The sequence below is a fragment of the Streptomyces sp. NBC_01003 genome, from assembly GCF_045162695.1.
Classification (GTDB): Bacteria; Actinomycetota; Actinomycetes; order Streptomycetales; family Streptomycetaceae; genus Streptomyces.
In genome coordinates this window covers 3,526,785-3,550,124 of sequence record NZ_CP108707.1, presented here as the reverse complement: position 1 = coordinate 3,550,124, position 23,340 = coordinate 3,526,785, and the positions used below count along the sequence as shown (strand labels likewise).

The window sequence follows — 23,340 nt, the reverse complement described above, 5'->3', positions numbered from 1 at the left end:
CGAACACCTCGTTCAGAGACTGCAGATCAGAAATGCCGTAAGACGAGCCGTCCCCCTTACGGGGGAACGAAGGCAGGGCCGATCGGTCACTGGGCACGCTAGGTATTCGCCGGCGTGGGTCGGGAAATGACGCGGCCCGGCCGCCCCCATCTCACTCGGATGGGCGCAGCCGGGCCGCGGGAGCCGTCAGGCTCAGATCTTGCTCCAGGCCTCCGAGAGGACCTGGCGGATGATGCCCTCGATCTCGTCGAAGGTGGACTGGTCCGAGATCAGCGGCGGCGACAGCTGGATGACCGGGTCACCACGGTCGTCGGCGCGGCAGTACAGGCCGTACTCGTAGAGCTTCTTGGACACGAAGCCGTAGAGCACGCGCTCCGACTCCTCGTCCGTGAAGGACTCCTTGGTGTCCTTGTCCTTGACGAGCTCGATGCCGTAGAAGAAGCCGTTGCCGCGGACGTCGCCGACGATCGGCAGGTCGTGCAGCTTCTGCAGCGTCTTGAGGAAGCTGGCCTCGTTGTCGAGCACGTGCTGGTTGAGACCCTCGCGCTCGAACAGGTCGAGGTTGGCGAGCGCCACGGCCGAGGAGACCGGGTGGCCACCGAAGGTGTAGCCGTGCAGGAAGGTGTTGTCACCCTTGTAGAACGGCGCCGCGATCCGGTCGGAGACGATGGTCGCACCGATCGGGGAGTAGCCCGAGGTCATGCCCTTGGCACAGGTGATGATGTCCGGGATGTAGCCGAACTTGTCACAGGCGAACATCGTGCCGAGGCGGCCGAAGGCGCAGATGACCTCGTCCGACACGAGCAGCACGTCGTACTGGTCGCAGATCTCGCGCACGCGCTGGAAGTAGCCGGGCGGCGGCGGGAAGCAGCCACCGGCGTTCTGCACGGGCTCGAGGAAGACCGCGGCGACGGTCTCGGGGCCCTCGAAGAGGATCTCCTGCTCGATCTGGTCGGCGGCCCAGCGGCCGAAGGCCTCGGGGTCGTCGCCGTGGATCGGGGCGCGGTAGATGTTGGTGTTCGGCACCTTGTGCGCGCCGGGGACCAGCGGCTCGAAGGGGGCCTTCAGGGCCGGCAGGCCGGTGATCGACAGGGCGCCCTGCGGGGTGCCGTGGTAGGCGACCGCGCGGGAGATGACCTTGTACTTGGTGTGGTTGCCGTTGAGCTTGTGGTACTGCTTCGCAAGCTTCCAGGCGGTCTCGACGGCCTCGCCACCACCGGTGGAGAAGAAGACCTTGTTGAGGTCACCCGGGGCGTAGTGGGCGAGGCGCTCGGCCAGCTCCACAGCCTTCGGGTGGGCGTACGACCACACGGGGAAGAAGGCCAGCTCGGTCGCCTGCTTGGCGGCGACCTCGGCGAGCTCCCTGCGTCCGTGGCCGGCCTGCACCACGAACAGACCCGAGAGCCCGTCGAGGTACTTCTTGCCCTTGTCGTCGTAGATGTAGGTGCCCTCGCCACGCACGATGGTGGGAACGGGCGCGTTCTCGTACGACGACATGCGGGTGAAGTGCATCCACAGGTGGTCGTACGCGGTTCGGCTGAGGTCCTTGCTCACGGCTATCGGGTTCCCCACATATAGGTCTGCTTCTTGAGCTTGAGGTAGACGAAGCTCTCGGTGGAGCGCACGCCGGGAAGGGTCCGGATGCGTTTGTTGATGACGTCCAGGAGCTGGTCGTCGTCCTCACACACGACCTCCGCGAGGAGGTCGAACGAGCCCGCGGTCATGACCACGTACTCGACTTCCGGCATGGCCGTCAGCGCTTCGGCGACGGGATCGAGGTCACCCTCCGCGTTGATGCCGACCATCGCCTGGCGTCGGAAGCCCACGGTGAGTGGGTCCGTGACGGCGACGATCTGCATCACGCCCTGGTCGAGCAGCTTCTGGACGCGCTGACGCACGGCCGCTTCGGAGAGGCCGACGGCCTTGCCGATAGCTGCGTACGGCCTACGACCGTCTTCCTGGAGCTGTTCGATGATGGCGAGGGAAACGGCGTCGAGCGGCGGGGTGCCGGTGCCGTTCCTCGATCCTTTTGGGTCTGCGCTGCGACTGGCCACGTGCCCCACCATGCACGAGGAGTCGACAGTTCCGCAAGCCCGGATCGATGAAATTCGTTGTTTGAGGGCTCGAAGTTCACGGATTTCGCAGATCTGGCGCCTTGGGGGGTGTTGAAAGCGTGGGACTACGGATTAGGGTGGTATCTCATCCAATGGACATCCGACCAGGAGGGCCGCCTCAGTGACCAGCGAGCTGCGTCGTCTGCGCAATTACATCGACGGTGAGTTCCGGGACGCCGCCGACGGACGGACCACCGAGGTGGTCAACCCGGCCAACGGTGAGGCGTACGCGACCGCCCCGCTGTCCGGCGACGCCGACGTGGACGCCGCCATGGCCGCCGCCGCGGCCGCGTTCCCGGCCTGGCGCGACCTCACGCCCAGCGAGCGCCAGAAGGCTCTCCTCAAGATCGCGGACGCGTTCGAGGAGCGGGCCGAGGAGCTCATCGCCGCCGAGGTCGAGAACACCGGCAAGCCGACCGGTCTGACCCGGTCCGAGGAAATCCCGCCCATGGTCGACCAGATCCGCTTCTTCGCGGGTGCGGCGCGCATGCTCGAGGGCCGCTCGGCCGGCGAGTACATGGAGGGCCTGACCTCGATCATCCGCCGCGAGCCCATCGGCGTCTGCGCCCAGGTCGCGCCGTGGAACTACCCGATGATGATGGCCGTTTGGAAGTTCGCCCCGGCGCTCGCCGCGGGCAACACGGTCGTCCTGAAGCCGTCGGACACCACCCCGGCGTCCACGGTCCTGATCGCCGAGATCATCGGCTCCATCGTCCCCAAGGGCGTCTTCAACGTCATCTGCGGTGACCGCGAGACCGGCCGCGCGATGGTCGAGCACAAGACCCCGGCGATGGCCTCCATCACCGGCTCCGTGCGCGCCGGCATCTCGGTCGCCGAGTCCGCCGCCAAGGACGTCAAGCGCGTCCACCTGGAGCTCGGCGGCAAGGCGCCGGTCGTCGTCTTCGAGGACACCGACATCGCCAAGGCCGTCGAGGACATCTCGGTGGCGGGCTTCTTCAACGCGGGCCAGGACTGCACCGCAGCCACGCGCGTCCTCGTCCACGAGTCCATCCACGACGAGTTCGTCCAGGCCCTCGCCAAGGCGGCGGCCGACACGAAGACCGGCCAGCCGGACGACGAGGACGTGCTCTACGGGCCCCTCAACAACCCGAACCAGCTCGCGCAGGTCACCGGCTTCATCGAGCGCCTCCCGGCGCACGCCAAGGTCGAGGCCGGCGGCCACCGCGTCGGCGACAAGGGCTACTTCTACGCCCCGACCGTCGTCTCGGGCCTCAAGCAGGACGACGAGATCATCCAGAACGAGGTCTTCGGCCCGGTCATCACCGTCCAGTCCTTCGCGGACGAGGCGCAGGCCGTCGAGTGGGCGAACGGCGTGGAGTACGCGCTGGCCTCCTCGGTCTGGACGAAGGACCACGCGCGCGCGATGCGCATGTCCAAGATCCTCGACTTCGGCTGTGTGTGGATCAACACCCACATCCCGCTGGTCGCCGAGATGCCCCACGGCGGCTTCAAGAAGTCGGGCTACGGCAAGGACCTGTCGGCGTACGGCTTCGACGACTACACGCGCATCAAGCACGTCATGACGTCGATCGAGGGCTGATCAGCGGCACCGATCCGCTCCGTCCGCCCCCCGGGCTCCGGCCGCGCGGGGGCGGTGGCGTGTCCGGGGAGCGCTGCTGCACGGCGGGCGCCGGTGATCGACAGTGTGTCGGCTCTCACCCCGTCGGCTTGACGCAGCGTCCATTGTCCGGGCCCGCCGGGCGCGGGCATCCTGCACAGGTGCGAGCGACCCCGAGGAACCCCAAGCCGTCCCTGTCCCGCCGTTCCCTGATGCGCGCCCTGGGCGGTGGCGCCGCGGCCGCCGCGGTCGGCGCGCTCGCCTCGGGGTGCGGTGTGCCCGCCGCCTACGTCGCGCCGGGGGACCGCGCCGCGACCGACCGGTCCGGCAGCGACAAGCGGCTCGTCTTCGCCAACTGGCCGCTCTACATCGACGTGGACGACGACGATCCGTCGAAGCGGCCCACGCTCGACGCCTTCCAGAGGCAGACCGGGATCGACGTCAAGTACACCGAAGAGATCAACGACAACGACGAGTTCTTCGGCAAGATCAGCCCGTCCCTGATGAACCACCAGAAGACCGGCCGGGACCTCATCGTCATCAGCGACTGGATGTGCGCCAAGTTCGTGACGCTCGGCTGGGTCCAGGAGATGGACCGCGCCCGTCAGCCGCACGTCACCAAGTACCTCGACCCGCTGCTGCGCTCACCGCACTTCGACCCCGGCCGCAAATACACCGTGCCGTGGCAGTCCGGCATCACCGGCATCGCGTACAACAAGCGCAGGGTCGGGCGCGAGATCAAGCACGTGTCCGACCTGTGGGCGGCCGACCTCAAGGGCAAGGTCACGCTGTTGTCCGGGCTCGACGAGTCGTTCGCGCTGCTCATGCAGGGCAACGGCGTCGACATCACCCGGTGGACCCCGGACGACTTCCACCACGTGTGCGACCAGGTCGAGAAGCTCGTCAAGAGCCACCACATCCGCCGCTTCACCGGCAACGACTACATCAAGGACCTCTCCAGCGGCGACGTCCTCGCCTGCCAGGCCTACAGCGGTGACGTCATCCAGCTCCAGGCCGACGACCCGGACATCGAGTTCGTCGTGCCGGAGGAGGGCGGCGAGCTGTGGGCCGAGTCGCTGATGATCCCCAACCTCGCCGACCACAAGCGCAGCGCCGAGCGCCTCATCGACTTCTACTACCGGCCGGAGGTCGCCGCCGAGCTGGCCACCTGGGTCAACTACGTGAGCCCCGTGCCGGCCGCCCGCGAGATCCTCGCCGACTCCAAGGACAAGGACACCGCGGCCCTCGCCGAGGACCCGCTGATCTTCCCCGACGACACGATGCGCGCGCGACTCGCCATCGCGCGCGACATCACGTCGAAGGAACGCCCGGAGCTCGCCAAGCGGTGGAACGCGATCGCGGGGCTGTGAGGGGGCCGGCCGGTTCCGGCGCGGTCAGTTCCACAGTGGCGTGGTCACGACCCGCTGGAACGCGTCCGGGCGGCCGTCCGGATAGGTGAGCGTGATGCGCGAGTAGTGCCGGCGGTCCTGGTGCTTGGTCCAGGACTGCGGCCGGTCGAGGCGGACCATGACGCGGTACGAGCGGAACTTGCCCGCCGCGCAGTACGGCTTGCAGTCGTTGACCACGCTCGTGCCCGTGGCCACCGCCGTGGACCGGCCCCAGTGCGACCACTTGAGCGAGGTGAGGAGGCTGTTGCCGTCCCCGCACGCGAGCATGAAGTCGGTGGGCCGCACCTTTGGCTGCCAGGTGCAGTCGACGAGCACGGTGTCAGCGTGCTTCTGCTGCGGCTTCGGCGCCGCGGTGGAGGCGGAGGCCGGAACCATGGCTGCTGCGAGGGACGCGGCTGCACAGAGTGTGAGCGCCGTCTTCAGTGTTTTGCTCCGCAAAGTACCCTCCCGGCCGATCGGGGGGCCCTGGGCCCCGTGGTGCTCGTTCCGACGCTAAAGGGGTCCCGTGAGATGCGCCACTCGAACGGGCTAGCACCGCACGGACGGGGTACAGGCGGGCCGGTCAGCCCTTGACCGCCGCCATGATGATGCGCTCGGCGACGGGATTCATCGCGTCGCCCTTGGCGTCCGTCGCGCCGACGGAGTAGACCACGGTCCGTGACAGATCGCGGGTCGCGGCGACCCCCGTCACGTACCCGTAGCGGGATCCGGACTTGCCCCAGTACACCGAGCCGCCGGCCTCGAGGCGCTGGAGGCCCGCGCTCATGGTTGCCCCCGGCACGTCCGACGGCACCGTGAACATCTCCTCGAGCTGGGGCCCGGGCACGAGGCGGCCGCCGAAGAGCGCCCGCAGCAGCCGCTCCAGGTCCGCCGTCGTGGAGATCATGTCGCCGGCCGCCCACCGGTCGGACTGGTTCCACTCGGTCACGTCGACGAACCGGCCGCCGGCCAGCTGGTAGCCGCGGTTGTGCGGGCCGTGGATCACGGGGTCGGCGCCGGGGAACGACGTGGCGCGCATCCCGGCGGGACGCAGGACGCGCCGGGTGGCCTCGTCCGCGTACGTGTGGCCCGTGACCTTCTCGATCAGCATGCCGAGAACCGTGTAGTTGATGTTGAGGTACTGCTGTCGCCCGCCCGGGTCGAACGACGGTCCCTTCGCGAGTGCCGACGCCACGACGGCCTGCGGGGTGAGGGTGTCGAAGCGGTGCGCGTACGCGTCATCGAAGTCGTCGCCGAAGCCGTCACCGGCCTGGATGCCGCTGGTGTGGTTCAGCAACTGGCGTACGGATATGGGTCGGAAGCCCTTCCCCTTGAAGAGGTCCGGCAGATAGTGCTGCACCGGCGTGTCCAGGTTCACGCGGCGCTCGGCGGCGAGCTGGAGCACGACCGCCGCCGTGACGACCTTCGTCGTCGAGCCCGCGCGGAACCGGCCGCCGTCCAGCGCGGCACGGCCCGAGGCCAGGTCACGCACGCCGGAACTGCCGCGCCACGTGCCGTCCGTGCCGCCGACGCGCACGAGCGCGGCCGTCGCGTCAGCGTTCGGCAGCCCGGAGATCGCCTCGCGCAGCGCGGCTCCGTCCGGGCGGTCCGCCGGGGCCGACGCCCGGGCGGGTGCGTCCGCCAGGGCCGGTACGGCGAGCGGGCCCGCGGCGAGGCCGAGGACGAGGGCGGAGGCAAGGACGGTACGGCGGGTGCGTGCGGGCATGCGGCGCTCCGGGTGAGGTGAGGCGGTCCTGCGGACACGACCATCCTGCGGGGGCCCGGAGAGACCCGGATCGTCGGTGAGGAGGGTGCCTTCCCTGGAGCCGACCAGGGTCAACCGGCCCCGCAGTGGAGGAAGTTGTCCGGGTTCACCCCTAAGGGGCGGCGGATCGGGCGGTCAGTTGCCGCGCAGCCCGCACAGCACGTCGACGCGGTTCGTCGTGATCGAGTCGACTCCTACGTCGAGGAGGCGGCGTATCGCCGACTTCGTGTCCGGGGTCCACGCGGCGACCAGCAGGCCCTGGCGGTGCACATGGGCCGCCAGCTCCCGACTGACCAGCGGGAAACGGTAGTTGAGCCAGGCCGGCCTGACCGCTTCGAGCACCCCGGGCCGCGGCGGGGCCAGCGTCGTCCACGTCAGCGCGATCTCGGCGGCCGGGTCCGCGCGCCGCACGGACAGCATCGTCTCCGCGCCCGCGCAGTAGTAGGCACGCTCGTCGGCGCCGCAGTCCCGGATGACCCCGATGACCGTACGGACCACGCGCGCGTCCGCCCCCGGCAGGTCCACCATCACCCGCCGCTCGGCCAGTACCTCCATGGCCTGTTCGAGCGTGGGCACGCCGCCCGCGGTGAGGCCGCGCACCTCGTCGTACGAGAGCGCGGAGAGCGGGCGGTCGTGGTCCCACAGCCGCTTGAGAGTGGAGTCGTGCAGCAGCACGGGCACGCCGTCGCGGGTCAGACGGACGTCGATCTCGACCGCGTCCGCCCCCTGCTCCAGCGCGGAGCGCAGGGAGGCGAGGGTGTTCTCACGGACGCGGTAGGGGTCGCCCCGGTGGGCCACGGCAGTCACGGTACGCATGGCCCCATTGTGGTCAGCCGGTCAGGCCCCGGCGAGCCACGTGTCCGTGTACGTGTCGATCTCCGCGGCGATACGGGCCTTGCCCGGCTCGTCGAGGAACGACGCGTCCACCGCGTTCCTGGCGAGCGCGGCCACGCCCCGCTCGTCGAGGTCGAGGAGGCGGGCAGCGACGGCGTACTCGTTGTTGAGGTCCGTGCCGAACATCGGCGGGTCGTCGGAGTTGACCGTGACGACGACCCCGGCGTCGACGAACTGCTTGACGGGGTGCTCCTCCAGGGTCTGCACGGCGCGCGTCGCGATGTTCGACGTCGGGCAGACCTCGAGCGGGATGCGGTGCTCGGCGAGGTGGGCGAGGAGCTCCGGGTCCTGGGCGGACGTCGTGCCGTGGCCGATGCGTTCTGCGCCGAGGTGGACCAGGGCGTCCCAGACCGTGCCGGGGCCCGTGGTCTCGCCGGCGTGCGGCACGGAGTGCAGGCCCGCGGCGATCGCCCGGTCGAAGTACGGCTTGAACTGGGGCCGCGGCACGCCGATTTCGGGCCCGCCGAGCCCGAACGAGACGAGGCCCTCCGGCCGGATCGTGTCGGTGGTCGCGAGCCGCACGGTCTCCTCGGCGGACTCGAGCCCCGCCTCGCCGGGGATGTCGAAGCACCAGCGCAGGATGGTGCCGAACTCGGCCTCGGCCGCCTTGCGGGCGTCCTCGATCGCCTCCATGAAGCCGTACTCGTCGATGCCGCGGCGGACGGAGGAGTACGGGGTGATGGTCAGCTCGGCGTAACGCACGTTCTGCCGGGCCATGTCCCGCGCGACCTCGAACGTGAGGAGGCGGACGTCCTCCGGCGTGCGCACGAGGTCGACGACCGAGAGGTATACGTCGATGAAGTGCGCGAAGTCCGTGAACGTGAAGTAGTCGGCCAGCGCCTCGGGGTCCGTCGGGACCTTGGAGTCCGCGTGGCGGGCCGCGAGCGCGGAGACGATCCGGGGGGACGCCGAGCCGACATGGTGCACATGCAGCTCTGCCTTCGGCAGTCCGGCGATGAAGGCATGCAGATCGGTCACGGATTCCTCCCCAGGAACTTGGCTGATCGACTGATCGGGTGGGTCGCAGTCATCGTAGGCGTGCCACGGCCACGACCTGGCGGCGGCCGTAGCATGACGGGACGTCCGGGTGGGAGAAGAAGGGGGACGAGCGAGCGATGTCCGAGGACACAGAGGGCAGAGAGGGCGCCGAGAGCGCCGAGGGTGGCTACGGTTCGGCGGCTGCGCCGGGGCGGGGGGCGGGGGATCAGCCTGGGGACAGGGTGTCGCTGGGGAAGCGGGAACCGGACCCGTGGGCGGCTCCGGCGGAGACGGGCCCGCGGGACGCCGTGCCGGCGGATGTGGCACAGGGGGAGGCCGGGCCGGTTGCTCCGGCGCCGGTGAACCCGTTCGCGCCGCCGTCCCACGCCGAAACGCAGGTGGACCCCTTTGCCGCGCCCTTCGCGCCCAGCGAGCCGTACAACCCGTTCGCCCCGCCCTCCCCGGGCGCCGCGACGGCCCCCGGCCGCTGGTCACAACAGCCGCAACAGCCGCACCCGCACGCCCAGCCGCCGGGTGCTCCCTACGGCATGCCCCCCGGCTATCCGGCGGCGCAGGCCGGGGCCCCCTGGGCGCCGGGGGCCAACCCCTTCGCGCCGCCCGGTGAGCCCGTGCCCCCGCCGCCCGTCTCGCCCGACGGGCCGGGGCAGATGCAGTACGGCTACCCGGCCGCCCCGTACGGCTACGGCTACGGCTATGGCCGGCACGCGGCGACCGGCCCGTCCTCGATGGCCCACGGCGTTCCCGGCTACGGCTGGCCCGGGATGCAGCCGCAACCCGCCAACGGCATGGGCGTCGCCGCTCTGACGCTCGGGATCATCTCGGCCGCCGCCTTCATCCTGTGGCCGATCGCGATCATCGTCGGCATCCTCGCCATCATCTTCGGCGCGATCGGCCGCGCGAGGGCGAGTCGGGGCGAGGCCACCAACCGCGGCCAGGCCCTGGCCGGACTGATCTGCGGCATCGGCGGTCTGGTGCTCGCGCTGGTCTTGATGTTCTTCGTCATCGCATCCAGCGACTCGTCGAGCGGCAGCGACAGCAGCGACGACAGCGGCTACTCCGCCACCCTGTAGGACACCGTCAACGGGGGCCGGGCCGTCAGGCCCGGTCCGCCAGCCGCTCACGCGCCGCCATCAGCGCGAACCCCAGCAGATTGGGGCCACGCCACCGTCTCGGATCGGCGGCCGCCTCCGCGTCGGCCGCGAGGCCGATGCCCCACACACGGTCGAGCGGGCTGGCCTCGACCAGTACCCTCCCCCAGCCTTCGGCCGGGGGGACCCCCATCTCGCTTCGCCCGCCCGTCCCGAGCAGGAACTCCCGCAGATCCGCGTGCGCTGCGAACTTGTGGACGCTGCCCTCGACGACGATCCCGAACCGCTCGCGCGCCCAGACGTCCTCGTCGAAGCCGCGCACGAGGCGCCCCGCCTTCTTGGCCTGCGAGGGATGCGCCGCCCCGACGGCTCTGCGCTCGGCCTCGGCGTCACCGAACAGCCGGGCCTTCGCGGCCATCATCCAGTGCTCGGCCGTCGCGTACTCGACCCCGTCCACCGTGAACGGCGCGACCCACCACTGACTGAGGCAGCTCGCCCCGACCGTGCCGTCGGCCCGCGGTGCGTGCCCCCAGAAGTGCAGGTACTTGACCCGTACACCCGCTTCCACCGCCCTGACCAGCGAGTCCTGATCGTGGATGGACGCGGCCCCCTCAAGCTTGTCGATCTTCCCCATGCACGCGAGTCTGGCACGCACCACGGACACTCCGTCCTTGGTTTTTCTGGGGGACTCGACACCTGGTCGACAGATTCCGTCGCGTAACCAAAAGGCAACAACGGAATCACTTGTTGCGGTACATCGCCTCTGTCAGGATCGGCACTCAAATCGAGCTGGAGCTACGCCGGCCCCGCGGGACGGGGCTCCGGCGGAGGAGAGCGATAATGCACAACCCTGGCAACAGCACCCGCTTCCAGGCCCAGGACCGGTTCGCCGAAGGCGCCCAGTACATCGCGGGCCGCCTCACCAAGGGCACATCGGGCCGCACCCACGCAGTCGTCGACCCGGCCACCGGCCAGGACGTCTACACGTACGAGCTGGCCGGCACCGAAGACGTCGACGCCGCCGTGGCCGCGGCCCGCGAGGCCTTCCCCGCCTGGGCCGGCGCCACGCCGGGCGAGCGTTCCGACGCGATGCACCGCTTCGCGGGCGTCCTGGCCGAGCGCGCCGAGGACCTCGCACAGGCCGAGTCCCTGCAGTGCGGCAAGCCCCTCAAGCTGAGCCGCGAGTTCGACGTCCCCGGGACCGTCGACAACACCGCGTTCTTCGCGGGCGCCGCCCGGCACCTCCAGGGCCAGTCCGCCGGCGAGTACAGCGGCGACCACACCTCGTACGTGCGGCGCGAGCCCATCGGTGTCGTCGGGTCCATCGCCCCCTGGAACTACCCGCTCCAGATGGCCGCCTGGAAGGTCCTTCCGGCGATCGCCGCGGGCAACACCATCGTGCTCAAGCCCGCCGAGCTGACCCCGCTCACCTCCCTCCTGTTCGCGCAGGCCGCGACCGAGGCGGGCATCCCCGACGGTGTCGTCAACATCGTCACGGGCGCGGGCAGGGACGCCGGCGAGCACCTCGTCGGACACCCCGACGTCGCCATGACCTCCTTCACCGGGTCGACGGGCGTCGGCAAGCGCGTCGCCGAGATCGCCACCTCCACCGTGAAGCGGCTGCATCTGGAGCTCGGCGGAAAGGCGCCGTTCGTCGTCTTCGACGACGCCGACCTGGAGGCCGCCGTGCACGGCGCGGTCGCGGGCGCCCTGATCAACACGGGCCAGGACTGCACCGCCGCCACGCGCGCGTACGTGCAGCGCCCCCTCTACGACGCCTTCGTGCAGGGCGTGGCGGACCTCATGGAGAGCATCCGGGTCGGCGACCCGTTCGCGCCGGACACCGACCTCGGCCCGCTGATCTCGCACGCCCAGCGCGACCGCGTCGCCGGATTCGTCGACCGGGCCCGCTCCTACGCGCGCGTGGTCGCCGGCGGCGTCATCCCCCGGGGTGACCTCGAGCAGGGCGCGTACTACCGGCCGACCCTCGTCGCGGACGCCGCCCAGGACAGCGAGATCGTCCAGGCCGAGATCTTCGGCCCGGTGCTCGTCGTGCTGCCCTTCGACAGCGACGACGAGGGCATCCGCCTCGCCAACGACACCCCCTACGGCCTGGCCGCCTCCGCCTGGACCAGGGACGTGTTCCGGGCGGGCCGCGCCACCCGCGACATCAAGGCGGGCTGCGTCTGGGTCAACGACCACATCCCGATCCTCAGCGAGATGCCGCACGGCGGTTACAAGGCGTCCGGCTTCGGCAAGGACATGTCTGCCTACTCCTTCGAGGAGTACACGCAGATCAAGCACGTCATGTTCGACAACACCGCGGTCGCCCGGAAGGACTGGCACCGCACGATCTTCGGGGACCGACCCTAGCCATCTGCGGCTGCCGCTGCGGGCAGCCGGCCGGCCCGCCCGCGAGGGCGGCCATCTCTCCCGAAAGGGCACCCACGCGCATGGAGCAGTACGAGCCCGAAAGCCTGTCCCCGGTACAACTCGCCGCCATGCGGCGCAGTTTCCGCAACGGCAGGGCGGCCATGACCCGCCGCTCGCTGCTGCGCGCCTCCGCGGGCGGCGCGCTCGCCGTCGGCGGGATCGGATCGCTGAGCGCCTGCGGCATTCCCGCGGCGAGCAAGGGTCAGGGCGGCGTCTCGTCGGAGGACCACTCGGCCAAGGAGAAGGTCGTCAACTTCTCCAACTGGACCGAGTACATCGACCTCAGCGACGACGAGAAGCACCGGCCCTCCCTGGACGCGTTCACCAAGCGCACCGGGATCAGGGTCAAGTACACCGAGGACATCAACGACAACGTCGAGTTCTTCGGCAAGATCAAGCCGCAGCTCGCGGCGGGCCAGGACACCGGCCGGGACCTCATCGTCCTCACCGACTGGCTGGCCTCGCGGCTGATCCGCTTCGGCTGGGTGCAGAAGCTGGACCCGGCCAACCTGCCCCATGCGTACGCGAATCTGTCCGCCCAGTTCCGCAGCCCCGACTGGGACCCGGGCCGTGCCTACTCGTACCCGTGGCAGGGCATCGCCACGGTCATCGCGTACAACGCCAAGGCCACGAACGGCAGGGAGGTCACCTCCGTCTCGCAGCTGCTCGACGACCCCAAGCTCAAGGGCAAGGTCGGCCTGCTCTCCGAGATGCGCGACAGCGTCGGCATGACCCTGCTCGACATGGGCAAGGACCCGCGCACCTTCACGTCCGACGACTTCGACGCGGCGATAGCCAGGATGCAGAAGGCCGTCGACAGTAAGCAGGTCCGCCGCTTCACCGGCAACGACTACATCGCCGACCTGAGCAAGGGCGACCTCGCCGCCTGCCTCGCCTGGGCGGGCGACGTCGTCCAGCTCCAGGCGGACAACCCGGACGTCAAGTTCCATATCCCCGACGCCGGTTACATCTCCTCGACGGACAACATGCTGATCCCCAACAAGGCCCGTCACAAGACGAACGCCGAGAAGCTCATGGACTACTACTACGAGCTGCCGGTCGCCGCCGAACTCGCCGCCTGGATCAACTACGTGACGCCCGTCGACGGAGTGAAGCCCGAACTGGCCAAGATCGACAAGAGCATCGCGAACGACCCGCTGATCGTTCCCGACAAGACCATGGGTGCCAAGGCGCACGGTTTCCGCTCTCTCACCTCCAAGGAAGAGAAGGCGTTCGAAGAGAAGTTCGCCCAGCTCACTGGCGCGTGAGACCCGCAGCACCGAGCCCCCTGCCCCCTCGACACCTTGGACTGCACCATGACGACAGAAAACGGCGGCGACGTCCGCCTTGCCGGGATCAGCAAGACCTACGGCTCCTTCACCGCCGTCCAGCCGCTGGACCTGACCGTGCCGCAGGGCTCCTTCTTCGCCCTGCTCGGCGCCTCGGGCTGCGGCAAGACCACGACCCTGCGGATGATCGCGGGGCTCGAGGAGCCCAGCTCCGGCACGGTCATGCTCGGCGACCAGGACGTCACCGCGCTGCCCCCCTACAAGCGCCCGGTGAACACCGTCTTCCAGTCGTACGCGCTCTTCCCGCACCTCGACATCTTCGAGAACGTCGCCTTCGGCCTCCGCCGTCGCGGCATCAAGTCCGTGAAGAAGCAGGTCGGGGAGATGCTCGACCTGGTCCAGCTCGGCGAGCAGGCGCGCAAGAAGCCGCACCAGCTCTCCGGCGGCCAGCAGCAGCGCGTCGCCGTGGCGCGCGCCCTGATCAACCACCCCAAGGTGCTGCTCCTCGACGAACCGCTCGGCGCCCTCGACCTCAAGCTGCGCCGCCAGATGCAGCTCGAACTCAAGCGCATCCAGACCGAGGTGGGCATCACGTTCATCCACGTCACGCACGACCAGGAGGAGGCCATGACCATGGCCGACACGGTCGCCGTGATGAACGCGGGCCGCGTCGAGCAGCTGGGCGCCCCGGCGGACCTGTACGAGAACCCGGGGTCCACGTTCGTCGCCAACTTCCTCGGCACGTCCAACTTCATCGAGGCCGAGGTCGCCGGCCGCAGCGGCGAGGACCTCACTCTGAAGGCCGGCGACGGCAAGCTCGTGCTGCCCGCCGCCCGCTGTACGGCCGCCACCACCACCGGCGGCAAGGTCCTCGTCGGGGTGCGCCCCGAGAAGATCTCCCTCACCCACGCCGACGACGCGGGCTCCATACCCGACGGCCGCAACCGCATCACAGGCCGCGTCGCTGACAGCAGCTTCATCGGCGTCTCCACGCAGTACGTCGTCGACAGCCCGCTCTGCGACGCCTTCGAGGTCTACTCCCAGAACATCGAACGCGACACCCGGCTCACCCCCGGGGCCGAGGTCGTCCTGCACTGGAACCCCGCGCACACGTTCGGCCTCGACGCCGCCCAGGACATCGAGGCGGGCGCAGCGAAGGTCGAGGAGGACGCCGCCGCATGACGACCGTCACCGACACCCCCGCGGCGCCGGCCGGCAAGGCCGCGGCGCCGGCCGGCAAGGCCGCGCCCCGGCCGCGCAAGCGCGGCCGTCTCGTCCCGTACTGGCTGCTGCTGCCCGGCATGCTGTGGTTGGTCGTCTTCTTCGCCCTGCCGATGGTCTACCAGGCGTCCACGTCGATCCAGACGGGTTCCCTGGAGGACGGCTTCAAGGTCACCTGGCACTTCGCGACCTACTGGGACGCGCTCGCCGACTACTGGCCGCAGTTCCTGCGCTCGGTGCTCTACGCGGGCGCAGCCACGATCCTGTGCCTGGCGCTCGGCTACCCGCTGGCCTACCTCATCGCCTTCCGCGCGGGACGCTGGCGCAACGTCGTCCTCATCCTCGTCATCGCGCCGTTCTTCACCAGCTTCCTGATCCGCACACTGGCCTGGAAGACGATCCTGTCCGACAGCGGCCCGGTCGTGAGCACGCTGAACGCCCTGCACATCCTGGACGTCACGAGCTGGATCGGCATGACGGACGGCGACCGCGTCCTCGCGACCCCGCTCGCCGTGATCTGCGGACTCACGTACAACTTCCTGCCGTTCATGATCCTGCCGCTCTACACCTCGCTGGAGCGCATCGACGGCCGGCTGCACGAGGCGGCGGGCGACCTGTACGCCTCGCCCGCCACCACCTTCCGCAAGGTGACGTTCCCGCTCTCCATGCCGGGTGTCGTCTCCGGCACGCTGCTCACCTTCATCCCCGCCGCCGGTGACTACGTCAACGCGGACCTGCTCGGCTCCACCGACACCCGCATGGTCGGCAACGTCATCCAGACGCAGTTCCTGCGCATCCTGGACTACCCGACGGCGGCGGCGCTCTCCTTCATCCTGATGGCTGCGATCCTGATCATGGTCACCGTCTATATCCGCCGGTCCGGAACGGAGGACTTGGTCTGATGCCCTTCGTACGCTGGCTGCGCCGCAATCTCGTCGTCATCGCGGGTCTGATCACCCTCGGCTATCTGCTCCTGCCCAACGTCATCGTGACGGTGTTCTCCTTCAACAAGCCGAAGGGGCGCTTCAACTACGAGTGGCAGCAGTTCTCCCTCGACGCGTGGACGAACCCGTGCGGCGTCGCCGACATGTGCGGCTCGCTGTCCCTGAGCCTCCAGATCGCCCTGTGGGCGACGATCGGCGCCACCACCCTCGGCACGATGATCGCCTTCGCTCTGGTGCGCTACCGCTTCCGGGCCCGCGGCGCCGTGAACTCGCTGATCTTCCTGCCGATGGCGATGCCCGAGGTCGTCATGGCCGCCTCGCTGCTCACGCTCTTCCTCAACATGGGCGCGCAGCTCGGCTTCTGGACGATCCTCATTGCCCACATCATGTTCTGCCTCAGCTTCGTCGTGACGGCCGTCAAGGCGCGCGTCATGTCGATGGACCCGCGCCTCGAACAGGCCGCCCAGGATCTCTACGCCGGTCCCGTCCAGACCTTCGTACGGGTCACCCTGCCGATCGCCGCGCCGGGCATCGCCGCGGGCGCGCTGCTCGCCTTCGCCCTCTCCTTCGACGACTTCATCATCACCAACTTCAACGCGGGCTCGACCGTGACCTTCCCCATGTTCGTCTGGGGATCGGCGCAGCGCGGTACGCCCGTTCAGATCAATGTCATCGGTACGGCGATGTTCATCGTCGCCGTGCTGCTGGTCCTTGCCGCAATGCTGGTCGGCAAGCGTAAGAACAAGGCAGTTTGAGGGAGTTGAAATCATGGCCGCACGTGCCATGAACCGTGGTACCGACTGGATCAAGTCACTGGCGGACGCCAAGCCGCTGTCCTACTGGCTGGACGATCCCGGCAAGCCGCAGGCCCAGCCGGCGCTCACCGGCGACGAACGCTGCGACCTGCTCGTCGTCGGCGGCGGCTACAGCGGCCTGTGGACCGCGCTCCTCGCCAAGGAGCGCGACCCCGGGCGCGACGTGGTCCTGCTCGAAGGGCAGGAGGTGGGCTGGGCGGCGTCCGGCCGCAACGGCGGATTCTGCGCCGCCTCCCTGACGCACGGCGTCGCGAACGGGCTGGCCCGCTGGCCCGGCGAGATCGCGAGGCTGGAGGAGCTCGGCAACCGCAACCTCGACGCGATCGAGGAGGCGGTCGCCCGCTACGCCATCGACTGCGACTTCGAGCGCACCGGCGAACTGGACGTGGCCACCGAGCCGCATCAGGTCGCCGAACTCCAGGAATTCCACGAGGAGTTGACCGAGGCGGGCCTCGCCGGCGGCACCGAGCTGCTCGACGCCGACGCGACCCGCGAACAGGTCGACTCGCCGACCTTCCTCGGTGCCCTGTACGACCGGCGCGGTGTCGCGATGCTGCACCCCGCCAAGCTCGCCTGGGGCCTCAAGCAGGCCTGCCTCGACCTCGGCGTGCGCTTCTACGAGCACACCCCGGCGCTCGAACTCTCCTCGTCCGGCGCCGGGACCGCGGTCCGCACCCCCTACGGGCGCGTCTTCGCCCAGCACGTCGCGCTCGGCACGAACGTCTTCCCGTCCCTGGTCAAGCGCGTGCGCTCGTACACCGTCCCGGTCTACGACTACGCGCTGATGACCGAGCCCCTGACCGACGACCAGCTGGCCTCCATCGGCTGGAAGAACCGCCAGGGCCTCGGCGACTCGGCCAACCAGTTCCACTACTTCCGGCTCTCCGCGGACAACCGGATCCTGTGGGGCGGCTACGACGCGATCTATCCCTACGGCGGCCGGGTGCGCGCGGAGTACGACCACAGGCCCGAGACGTACGCGAAGCTCGCCGGCCAGTTCTTCACCTGCTTCCCGCAGCTGGAGGGGGTGCGCTTCAGTCACGCGTGGGGCGGGGCCATCGACACGTGCTCCCGCTTCTCGGCGTTCTTCGGCACGGCCCACAAGGGCCGCGTCGCGTACGCCGCCGGGTACACCGGCCTCGGAGTGGGCGCGACCCGCTTCGGCGCGGACGTGATGCTCGACCTGCTCTCCGGTGAGCGCACGGAGCGTACGGAGCTGGAGATGGTCCGCACGAAGCCGCTGCCCTTCCCGCCCGAGCCGTTCGCCTACACCGGGATCGCGCTCACCAAGTGGTCCCTGGCGCGCGCCGACGACAACGGCGGCCGGCGCAACCTGTGGCTGAAGGCGATGGACAAGGCGGGCCTCGGCTTCGACAGCTGACAAGTCCCGAACCACCGGTCCGGATCAACAAGTCCGGAACAACTCGTGGGCAGAACCCGCGTAATGCTCGCGGCCCGGCCTCCTCTCCCTGGTGACACGCACAGCTTTCGGCAACTGCGTACCAGGAAGAGGAGGTCCCGCCATGACTGGCTCGGGGGCGAAGTCGGCGGTCGAGTGGCTGGCGTCCGTGGCACCTGATCCGGACGCCTGCCGCTGGGAATGGGAGCGCAACCCCCTCGGGGTCGCGCTCCTTCCCGCGGGCAGGCTCTGGGACGTACTGATACTGCCGGGCGAGCTGGGGTATCCGACGCTCGACGTGCTCACCCGCGTCATCGACCGGCCGGGCCCCGTGCTCGCCGACTTCGGTGACGCCCGCATGGGCTTCTTCGTGCCCTCCGGCACGGCCGCCCGCTGGCTCGGCACGGGGGTGCGCGGCGCGGGCCGCGGCACCTGGATCGTCGTGCCGCATCCCCTTCCCCGCCGCGCCGCCGGCGGGGTCCGCTGGCTGATCCCGCCCGACGGCTCGGGCACCCTCACCGACCCGACCGTCCTGGAACTGGCGATGCACGAGGCAGCCGCGCAGCTCGCCCGGGACGACAGCCACGAGTAGCCCGATGGGCCGGCCGGGTCAGCCGCGGGGCGCCCGGCCCGCCCACACGGCGCACATGACGTACAGCAGGACCACCGAGAGGCACCAGCCGCCGACGACGTCCAGCGGCCAGTGGTAGCCGCGCCGCACCAGACCGAGGCCGACGGCCGCGTTCAGGACCGTGTAGCCGATGACGAGTTCGCGGCGCGCGTAGGCGCCACGCACGTACGGCAGCAGGAGGAGCAGGCAGGCGCCGTACGCGACCGCCGCCGTCGTCGCGTGGCCCGACGGGTAGAAGCCGGTACCGGGGCCCATCACGGCCGGGCCCGTCCGGTCGACGGTCTCCTTGATCGGGACGACCAGGAGCGGGACGGCGGCCATCGTCAGCGCGGCGGTGACGGGGGGCTTCCACCAGCGGGGCACGCCGTCGCGGCGGGCGCGCCAGGCGGCGTAGCCGAGGACGGCGGCGAGGACCGGGAGCGCGACAGTGATGTTGCCGAGGTCGGCGAGGAGCTCGGCGGCCCGCTGCGGCAGGCGGCCGGCGCCGATCACGTCGCCGAGGCGTTCGTCCGCGCGGCGCAGCGCACCGCCGACGGCGATCTGCCAGGTGAGGAAGAGGAAGAGCAGGGCGCTCAGAACGGCGGCCCAGCGGAAAATGGTCGGCCGCCCCGGAACAGGGGGGGTAGTTCCGAGGCGGCCGATCTGATCGGTTTGCCGCACGCCCCGGGGGGTTTGGGGCGGGCGGCCATCCGATCGGTGAGGAGTTCCGGAGCCGGAAGCTCCGGGTGTGTGCGCGAGGGCACGACCAGGGCGGGGCTGGGGAGGCTCCGTCCCGGTTTCGCCCACAGTCCCCTGTGGGCGGGGTGTTTCTCTCATCTGCAGAAACCGTACGGCAGGGCGCGGGTGTCCGACAGCGGGAACAGCAACCCGTCATCGGCCCCGCACACGTTCTTCACACGCCCTGACCGTTGCCTGAAGCGCCGGAGCGGCTCAGACGCCCGCGAACGCGGTCTCGATGATGTCCAGGCCCTCGTTGAGCAGGTCGTCACCGATGACGAGCGGGGGAAGGAAGCGCAGCACGTTGCCGTAGGTGCCACAGGTGAGGACCAGCAGACCCTCGGCGTGGCAGGCCTTGGCGAGCGCGGCGGCGGCGGCCGGGTGCGGTTCCTTGGTGGCCTTGTCCTTGACGAGCTCGATGGCGATCATGGCGCCGCGGCCACGGATGTCGCCGATGATGTCGAACTTCTCGGCCATGGTGGCGAGGCGGGCCTTCATGATGGCCTCGATGTTCTTCGCCTTGGCGTTGAGGTCGAGCTCCTTCATGGTCTCGATGGCGCCGAGCGCACCGGCGCAGGCCACCGGGTTGCCGCCGTAGGTGCCGCCGAGGCCGCCCGCGTGCGCGGCGTCCATGATCTCGGCGCGGCCCGTCACGGCGGCGAGCGGCAGACCGCCCGCGATGCCCTTGGCGGTCGTGATCAGGTCGGGGACGATGCCCTCGTCCTCGCACGCGAACCACTGGCCGGTGCGGCAGAAGCCGGACTGGATCTCGTCCGCGACGAAGACGATGCCGTTGTCCGAGGCGAACTGGCGGATCGCGGGCAGGAAGCCCTTCGCCGGCTCGATGAAGCCGCCCTCGCCGAGGACCGGCTCGATGATGATCGCGGCGACGTTGTCGGCGCCGATCTGCTTGGTGATCTGGTCGATCGCCTGGGCGGAGGCCTCGGCGCCCGCGTTCTCCGCGCCGGTCAGCCAGCGGTAGCCGTAGGCCACCGGCACGCGGTAGACCTCGGGCGCGAACGGGCCGAAGCCGTTCTTGTACGGCATGTTCTTGCTGGTCAGCGCCATCGTCAGGTTCGTACGGCCGTGGTAGCCGTGGTCGAAGACGACGACGGCCTGGCGCTTGGTGTACGCACGGGCGATCTTGACGGCGTTCTCGACGGCCTCGGCGCCCGAGTTGAACAGCGCGGACTTCTTGGCGTGGTCACCCGGCGTCAGCTCGGCCAGCGCCTCGGCGACGGCGACGTAGCCCTCGTACGGCGTGACCATGAAACAGGTGTGGGTGAAGTCCTGCAGCTGGGCGGAGGCGCGGCGCACGACGGCCTCGGCGGAGGCGCCGACCGAGGTCACGGCGATGCCGGAACCGAAGTCGATCAGGCGGTTGCCGTCGACGTCCTCGATGATGCCGCCGCCCGCGCGGGCGGTGAAGACCGGCAGCGTGGAGCCCACGCCGGCCGCGACCACGGCGGTACGTCGGGCCTGCAGCTCCTGCGACTTCGGACCGGGGATGGCGGTGACGACGCGGCGCTCCTGCGGGACTGCGCTCATGCGGGGCTCCTGGGGGTGTTTCGGGTGCTTTCTTCGCAGGTTAGGGGCGAGGGGCGGGGTGGGGCATGCTCCATCGGGGCGTTGTTCGCGGGTGGCGTTGTCCGTCGTGGACATAGGGCTGCCTCACGGGGATCGCCGCAGGTCCGGGCGCGTAACCGGTGAACTCCCCATGCGGGGGCACTAGATTGACCCGCGGACACACAGACCGGCAGGTCAGGGGGCAGGGGCAATGGACACCGACGGCACGCAGGGCGCTGGCGGCACGCACGACGCTCGCGGCACACACGCCACACCGGTGCCGCGCCCTGCGGGGCCGCCGAATCCTCCGCTGGTGTCGGCCGACCGGGGAACAGGCAGCGGTTCGCCCGCGCGCCCCGGCACCCCGCCGCCCCGCCCCACGCACGCCCCCGGCGCCGCCGGAGCGTCCGACGGAGCCGCCGGGGCCGCCTTCCTCGGGTGGCTGCGCGCCCCACGGCCCGCCGCCGAGCCGGGCATCTGGCGGTTCGCGCACCGGCCGAGGCCCGCGCAGGAGCCCGAGGTCGTCCCGGCCCGGCAGCTGCTCAGCGGAGCGGTGATCGCGTTCCTGGTGGGGTGGCTCGTCTGGTCCCTGCTCTGGAACGGCTACCTCGGTGGCTGGTGGCTGCTCCCGCTGTACGCGATGGTCCCCGACTCCTGGGCCCAGCCGCACTCCGTCGGCTCGGTCGTCGTGGTCTACCTGTACTACGCCGTGTTCGCCGTCGGCATCATGATCGCCGTCGGCCGGCTCGGCCGTTGGGGTGAGGTCTGGCGCCGCTACGGGCTGCCGGCCTGGCGCAAGGCCCTACCCGTCGCCCAGGAGCGCCCGCCCGCGCCCGAGGAGGACCCCGCGCGCTGGCCCCAGCTGCGGGCCGCGGGCGCCGCCGACGCCGCCGACCGGCTCGCCGCCGACGCCCGCGCCGGGCTGATGTGCGACGTCGACCAGGCCCGGATCGCCCGCGCCTGGCAGGGCGTGCGCCGTGGCAGCCACCCCCTCGCCTCGTTCACCGCGGCCGTCGTGAAGGACGGCGCCGGCGCCTGTCTGCACCCCTCCGGCGCGCGCGACCTCCCTGCCCGCGCCGCCCGCCACGACCTCGCCACCGCCCAGGTCAGGATCGGCACGACCGCCGACGACGTCCGCAATCCCTACGCCTACCGCGGCACGGGCCTCGCCTTCGGGCCCGATCTGCTGGGCACCTCGCTGCTCGCCGTCGGCCCCGCGGGCGCCGGCAAGACCGGCAGCGTCGTCTGGCCGATCGCCGAGTCCCTGTGCCTGGGCGCATTGGCCGGCCGCGCCGCCGTCGTGGTCGTCGGCGCGGCGGGCTCGGGCCTCGGCGCCGCCGACGGCTATGACGTCGTCATCCGCATCGGTCACCCGGAGTCCGTCCACGACCTGGACCTGTACGGCGGCACGAGCGACCCCGACGAGGCCGCGGCGGTGCTCGCCGAGGCGCTCGTCGGGGACCTCGCCGACCCGCACCCCGGCGGCGACAGCCGGCGCTCCACCACCGTCATCGCCCAGCTCATCGGGCCGTACCACGCCGTCCACGGCCGCTTCCCCTCCGTGCCCGAGCTGCGCCGCCTCCTGGACGGCGCCCCGGAGCCGCTCGCCGCGCTGCGTCAGGCGCTCACCGACTCGGGTCACGAGGCGATGCTCCGCGAACTCGATGCGCGCGAGCGGCAGTTGGGGCATCCGGGGGACGTGGGCGCGGTGCTCGCCGACCGGGTGGCCCTCCTCGACCGGCCCGCCTTCGCCTCGTTCTTCGACACGACGGGCCGGGGCAGGCCGTTCTCGCTGCGCGCCCTCGACCACCCCGTACGCGTCCGCATCGACCTGCCCGAACGCGGGCACGCCGACGCGTCGCGGATCCTCGCGCGTCTCGTGCTCGCCCAGTTCGTCGCCAGCGCGTCCGTCCGCGACGACCGCTCGCTCTTCGCCTGCCTGATCCTGGACGACGCGACCGGCGCCGTTACCCCGCAGGCCGTGCGCGGCATCCAGCGGCTGCGCTCCGCGAACGCGGGCGCCGTCCTGACCCTGCGCACCCTCGACGACGTGCCGCGGCCCCTGCGTGGACCGCTCCTCGGGGCCGTCGGCTGCCGCGTGGCCCTGTCCGGCCTCACCCCGTGGGACGGCCAGGACTTCGCCGAGGTGTGGGGCAAGGAGTGGACCGAGACACGGGACGTCACCGACCGGCAGATCATCGCGGAGACCCCGCTCGGCAAGACCGTCCACATGCTGCGCCGCGTCATCACCGGCAACGCGCCCACCGCACGGGCCGTCACCGTGCGCCAGGTCGAGCGCGAGCGCTGGTCCGCCTCCGAACTGGCGCACGCCGTCCCGCCCGGCCACGCCGTCCTGTCCCTGACCACGGTCCGCGGCGAGCACGCGCCCCCGCTCCTGGTGGACCTGCGCGACTGAGGCGGCCCGGTGTGCGGGGAGGCCGCAGACGTACGTACGGTGAGGCAGAATCGACACTGGTCGTTCATACGTACCGGCCAAA

At 70.6% G+C, this 23,340-nt stretch carries 20 protein-coding genes; 11 read left to right on the top strand and 9 right to left on the bottom strand.

Annotated elements, in window-relative coordinates; genetic code table 11:
• Positions 1 to 192: 192 nt before the first annotated feature.
• Positions 193 to 1,572: an aspartate aminotransferase family protein gene (locus tag OG698_RS16140; protein WP_406103660.1), complete on the bottom strand. Its 1,380-nt coding sequence runs from the start codon at positions 1,570 to 1,572 to the stop codon at positions 193 to 195.
• Entirely contained in the window at positions 1,557 to 2,054 is a 498-nt protein-coding gene (locus OG698_RS16135) for an Lrp/AsnC family transcriptional regulator (RefSeq protein ID WP_100595184.1), read from the bottom strand. Before OG698_RS16135 ends, OG698_RS16140 begins: the two co-directional genes overlap by 16 nt.
• Positions 2,055 to 2,235: 181 nt before the next feature.
• Here OG698_RS16135 and OG698_RS16130 point away from each other — a divergent pair, with 181 nt between their 5' ends.
• Both OG698_RS16130 and OG698_RS16125 read left to right on the top strand, forming a co-directional pair.
• Complete coding sequence (locus OG698_RS16130; RefSeq protein ID WP_116509310.1) at positions 2,236 to 3,675, top strand: gamma-aminobutyraldehyde dehydrogenase; 1,440 nt, start codon at positions 2,236 to 2,238, stop codon at positions 3,673 to 3,675.
• A 230-nt stretch (positions 3,676 to 3,905) separates the two neighbouring features.
• Positions 3,906 to 5,063: a spermidine/putrescine ABC transporter substrate-binding protein gene (locus OG698_RS16125; RefSeq protein ID WP_406111090.1), complete on the top strand. Its 1,158-nt coding sequence runs from the start codon at positions 3,906 to 3,908 to the stop codon at positions 5,061 to 5,063.
• A 24-nt stretch (positions 5,064 to 5,087) separates the two neighbouring features.
• On the opposite strand, the gene OG698_RS16120 is transcribed toward OG698_RS16125, so the two are convergent.
• The 4 genes from OG698_RS16120 to OG698_RS16105 form a co-directional block, all read right to left on the bottom strand.
• Positions 5,088 to 5,477: a hypothetical protein gene (locus tag OG698_RS16120; RefSeq protein ID WP_406103659.1), complete on the bottom strand. Its 390-nt coding sequence runs from the start codon at positions 5,475 to 5,477 to the stop codon at positions 5,088 to 5,090.
• Between the two features lie 187 nt (positions 5,478 to 5,664).
• Positions 5,665 to 6,807, bottom strand: coding sequence for a serine hydrolase domain-containing protein (locus OG698_RS16115; RefSeq protein ID WP_406103658.1), 1,143 nt, complete (start codon positions 6,805 to 6,807; stop codon positions 5,665 to 5,667).
• Between the two features lie 174 nt (positions 6,808 to 6,981).
• Positions 6,982 to 7,662: a glycerophosphodiester phosphodiesterase gene (locus tag OG698_RS16110; protein ID WP_406103657.1), complete on the bottom strand. Its 681-nt coding sequence runs from the start codon at positions 7,660 to 7,662 to the stop codon at positions 6,982 to 6,984.
• A 21-nt stretch (positions 7,663 to 7,683) separates the two neighbouring features.
• The gene (locus OG698_RS16105) at positions 7,684 to 8,718 is read right to left on the bottom strand and encodes an adenosine deaminase (protein WP_406103656.1); all 1,035 of its coding nucleotides are present in this window, start codon (positions 8,716 to 8,718) and stop codon (positions 7,684 to 7,686) included.
• A gap of 137 nt (positions 8,719 to 8,855) precedes the next feature.
• Between OG698_RS16105 and OG698_RS16100 the strand changes: the two genes are divergently transcribed.
• Positions 8,856 to 9,809 (top strand): DUF4190 domain-containing protein, encoded by a 954-nt coding sequence (locus tag OG698_RS16100; protein ID WP_406103655.1) that lies wholly within the window; start codon positions 8,856 to 8,858, stop codon positions 9,807 to 9,809.
• A 25-nt stretch (positions 9,810 to 9,834) separates the two neighbouring features.
• On the opposite strand, the gene OG698_RS16095 is transcribed toward OG698_RS16100, so the two are convergent.
• Positions 9,835 to 10,461 carry an NADAR family protein gene (locus tag OG698_RS16095; RefSeq protein ID WP_406103654.1) on the bottom strand — a complete coding sequence of 209 codons (627 nt, stop codon included), beginning with the start codon at positions 10,459 to 10,461 and terminating at the stop codon, positions 9,835 to 9,837.
• A 206-nt stretch (positions 10,462 to 10,667) separates the two neighbouring features.
• Between OG698_RS16095 and OG698_RS16090 the strand changes: the two genes are divergently transcribed.
• The 7 genes from OG698_RS16090 to OG698_RS16060 all read left to right on the top strand — a co-directional run bounded on the left by OG698_RS16090 (position 10,668) and on the right by OG698_RS16060 (position 18,520).
• Positions 10,668 to 12,200, top strand: a complete 1,533-nt coding sequence (locus OG698_RS16090) for a gamma-aminobutyraldehyde dehydrogenase (protein ID WP_406103653.1) — start codon at positions 10,668 to 10,670, stop codon at positions 12,198 to 12,200.
• 80 nt (positions 12,201 to 12,280) lie between these two features.
• Positions 12,281 to 13,528 (top strand): PotD/PotF family extracellular solute-binding protein, encoded by a 1,248-nt coding sequence (locus tag OG698_RS16085; protein WP_406103652.1) that lies wholly within the window; start codon positions 12,281 to 12,283, stop codon positions 13,526 to 13,528.
• A 48-nt stretch (positions 13,529 to 13,576) separates the two neighbouring features.
• Positions 13,577 to 14,731 (top strand): ABC transporter ATP-binding protein, encoded by a 1,155-nt coding sequence (locus tag OG698_RS16080; RefSeq protein ID WP_406103651.1) that lies wholly within the window; start codon positions 13,577 to 13,579, stop codon positions 14,729 to 14,731.
• The gene (locus OG698_RS16075; protein WP_406103650.1) at positions 14,728 to 15,672 is read left to right on the top strand and encodes an ABC transporter permease; all 945 of its coding nucleotides are present in this window, start codon (positions 14,728 to 14,730) and stop codon (positions 15,670 to 15,672) included. Before OG698_RS16080 ends, OG698_RS16075 begins: the two co-directional genes overlap by 4 nt.
• Entirely contained in the window at positions 15,672 to 16,469 is a 798-nt protein-coding gene (locus OG698_RS16070) for an ABC transporter permease (protein WP_406103649.1), read from the top strand. The genes OG698_RS16075 and OG698_RS16070 overlap by 1 nt, the downstream gene beginning before the upstream one ends.
• Before the next feature lie 13 nt (positions 16,470 to 16,482).
• The gene (locus tag OG698_RS16065; RefSeq protein WP_406103648.1) at positions 16,483 to 17,910 is read left to right on the top strand and encodes an NAD(P)/FAD-dependent oxidoreductase; all 1,428 of its coding nucleotides are present in this window, start codon (positions 16,483 to 16,485) and stop codon (positions 17,908 to 17,910) included.
• 142 nt (positions 17,911 to 18,052) lie between these two features.
• Entirely contained in the window at positions 18,053 to 18,520 is a 468-nt protein-coding gene (locus OG698_RS16060; RefSeq protein WP_406103647.1) for a hypothetical protein, read from the top strand.
• A gap of 18 nt (positions 18,521 to 18,538) precedes the next feature.
• Here the strand turns inward: OG698_RS16060 and OG698_RS16055 are convergent, their stop codons facing one another.
• Positions 18,539 to 19,219 (bottom strand): phosphatase PAP2 family protein, encoded by a 681-nt coding sequence (locus OG698_RS16055; RefSeq protein WP_406103646.1) that lies wholly within the window; start codon positions 19,217 to 19,219, stop codon positions 18,539 to 18,541.
• 270 nt (positions 19,220 to 19,489) lie between these two features.
• Positions 19,490 to 20,824: a 4-aminobutyrate--2-oxoglutarate transaminase gene (gabT, locus tag OG698_RS16050; RefSeq protein WP_406103645.1), complete on the bottom strand. Its 1,335-nt coding sequence runs from the start codon at positions 20,822 to 20,824 to the stop codon at positions 19,490 to 19,492.
• A gap of 229 nt (positions 20,825 to 21,053) precedes the next feature.
• On the opposite strand from gabT, the gene OG698_RS16045 reads away from it, so the two are divergent.
• The gene (locus OG698_RS16045) at positions 21,054 to 23,258 is read left to right on the top strand and encodes an ATP-binding protein (protein WP_406103644.1); all 2,205 of its coding nucleotides are present in this window, start codon (positions 21,054 to 21,056) and stop codon (positions 23,256 to 23,258) included.
• The last annotated feature ends 82 nt before the right edge of the window (positions 23,259 to 23,340 follow it).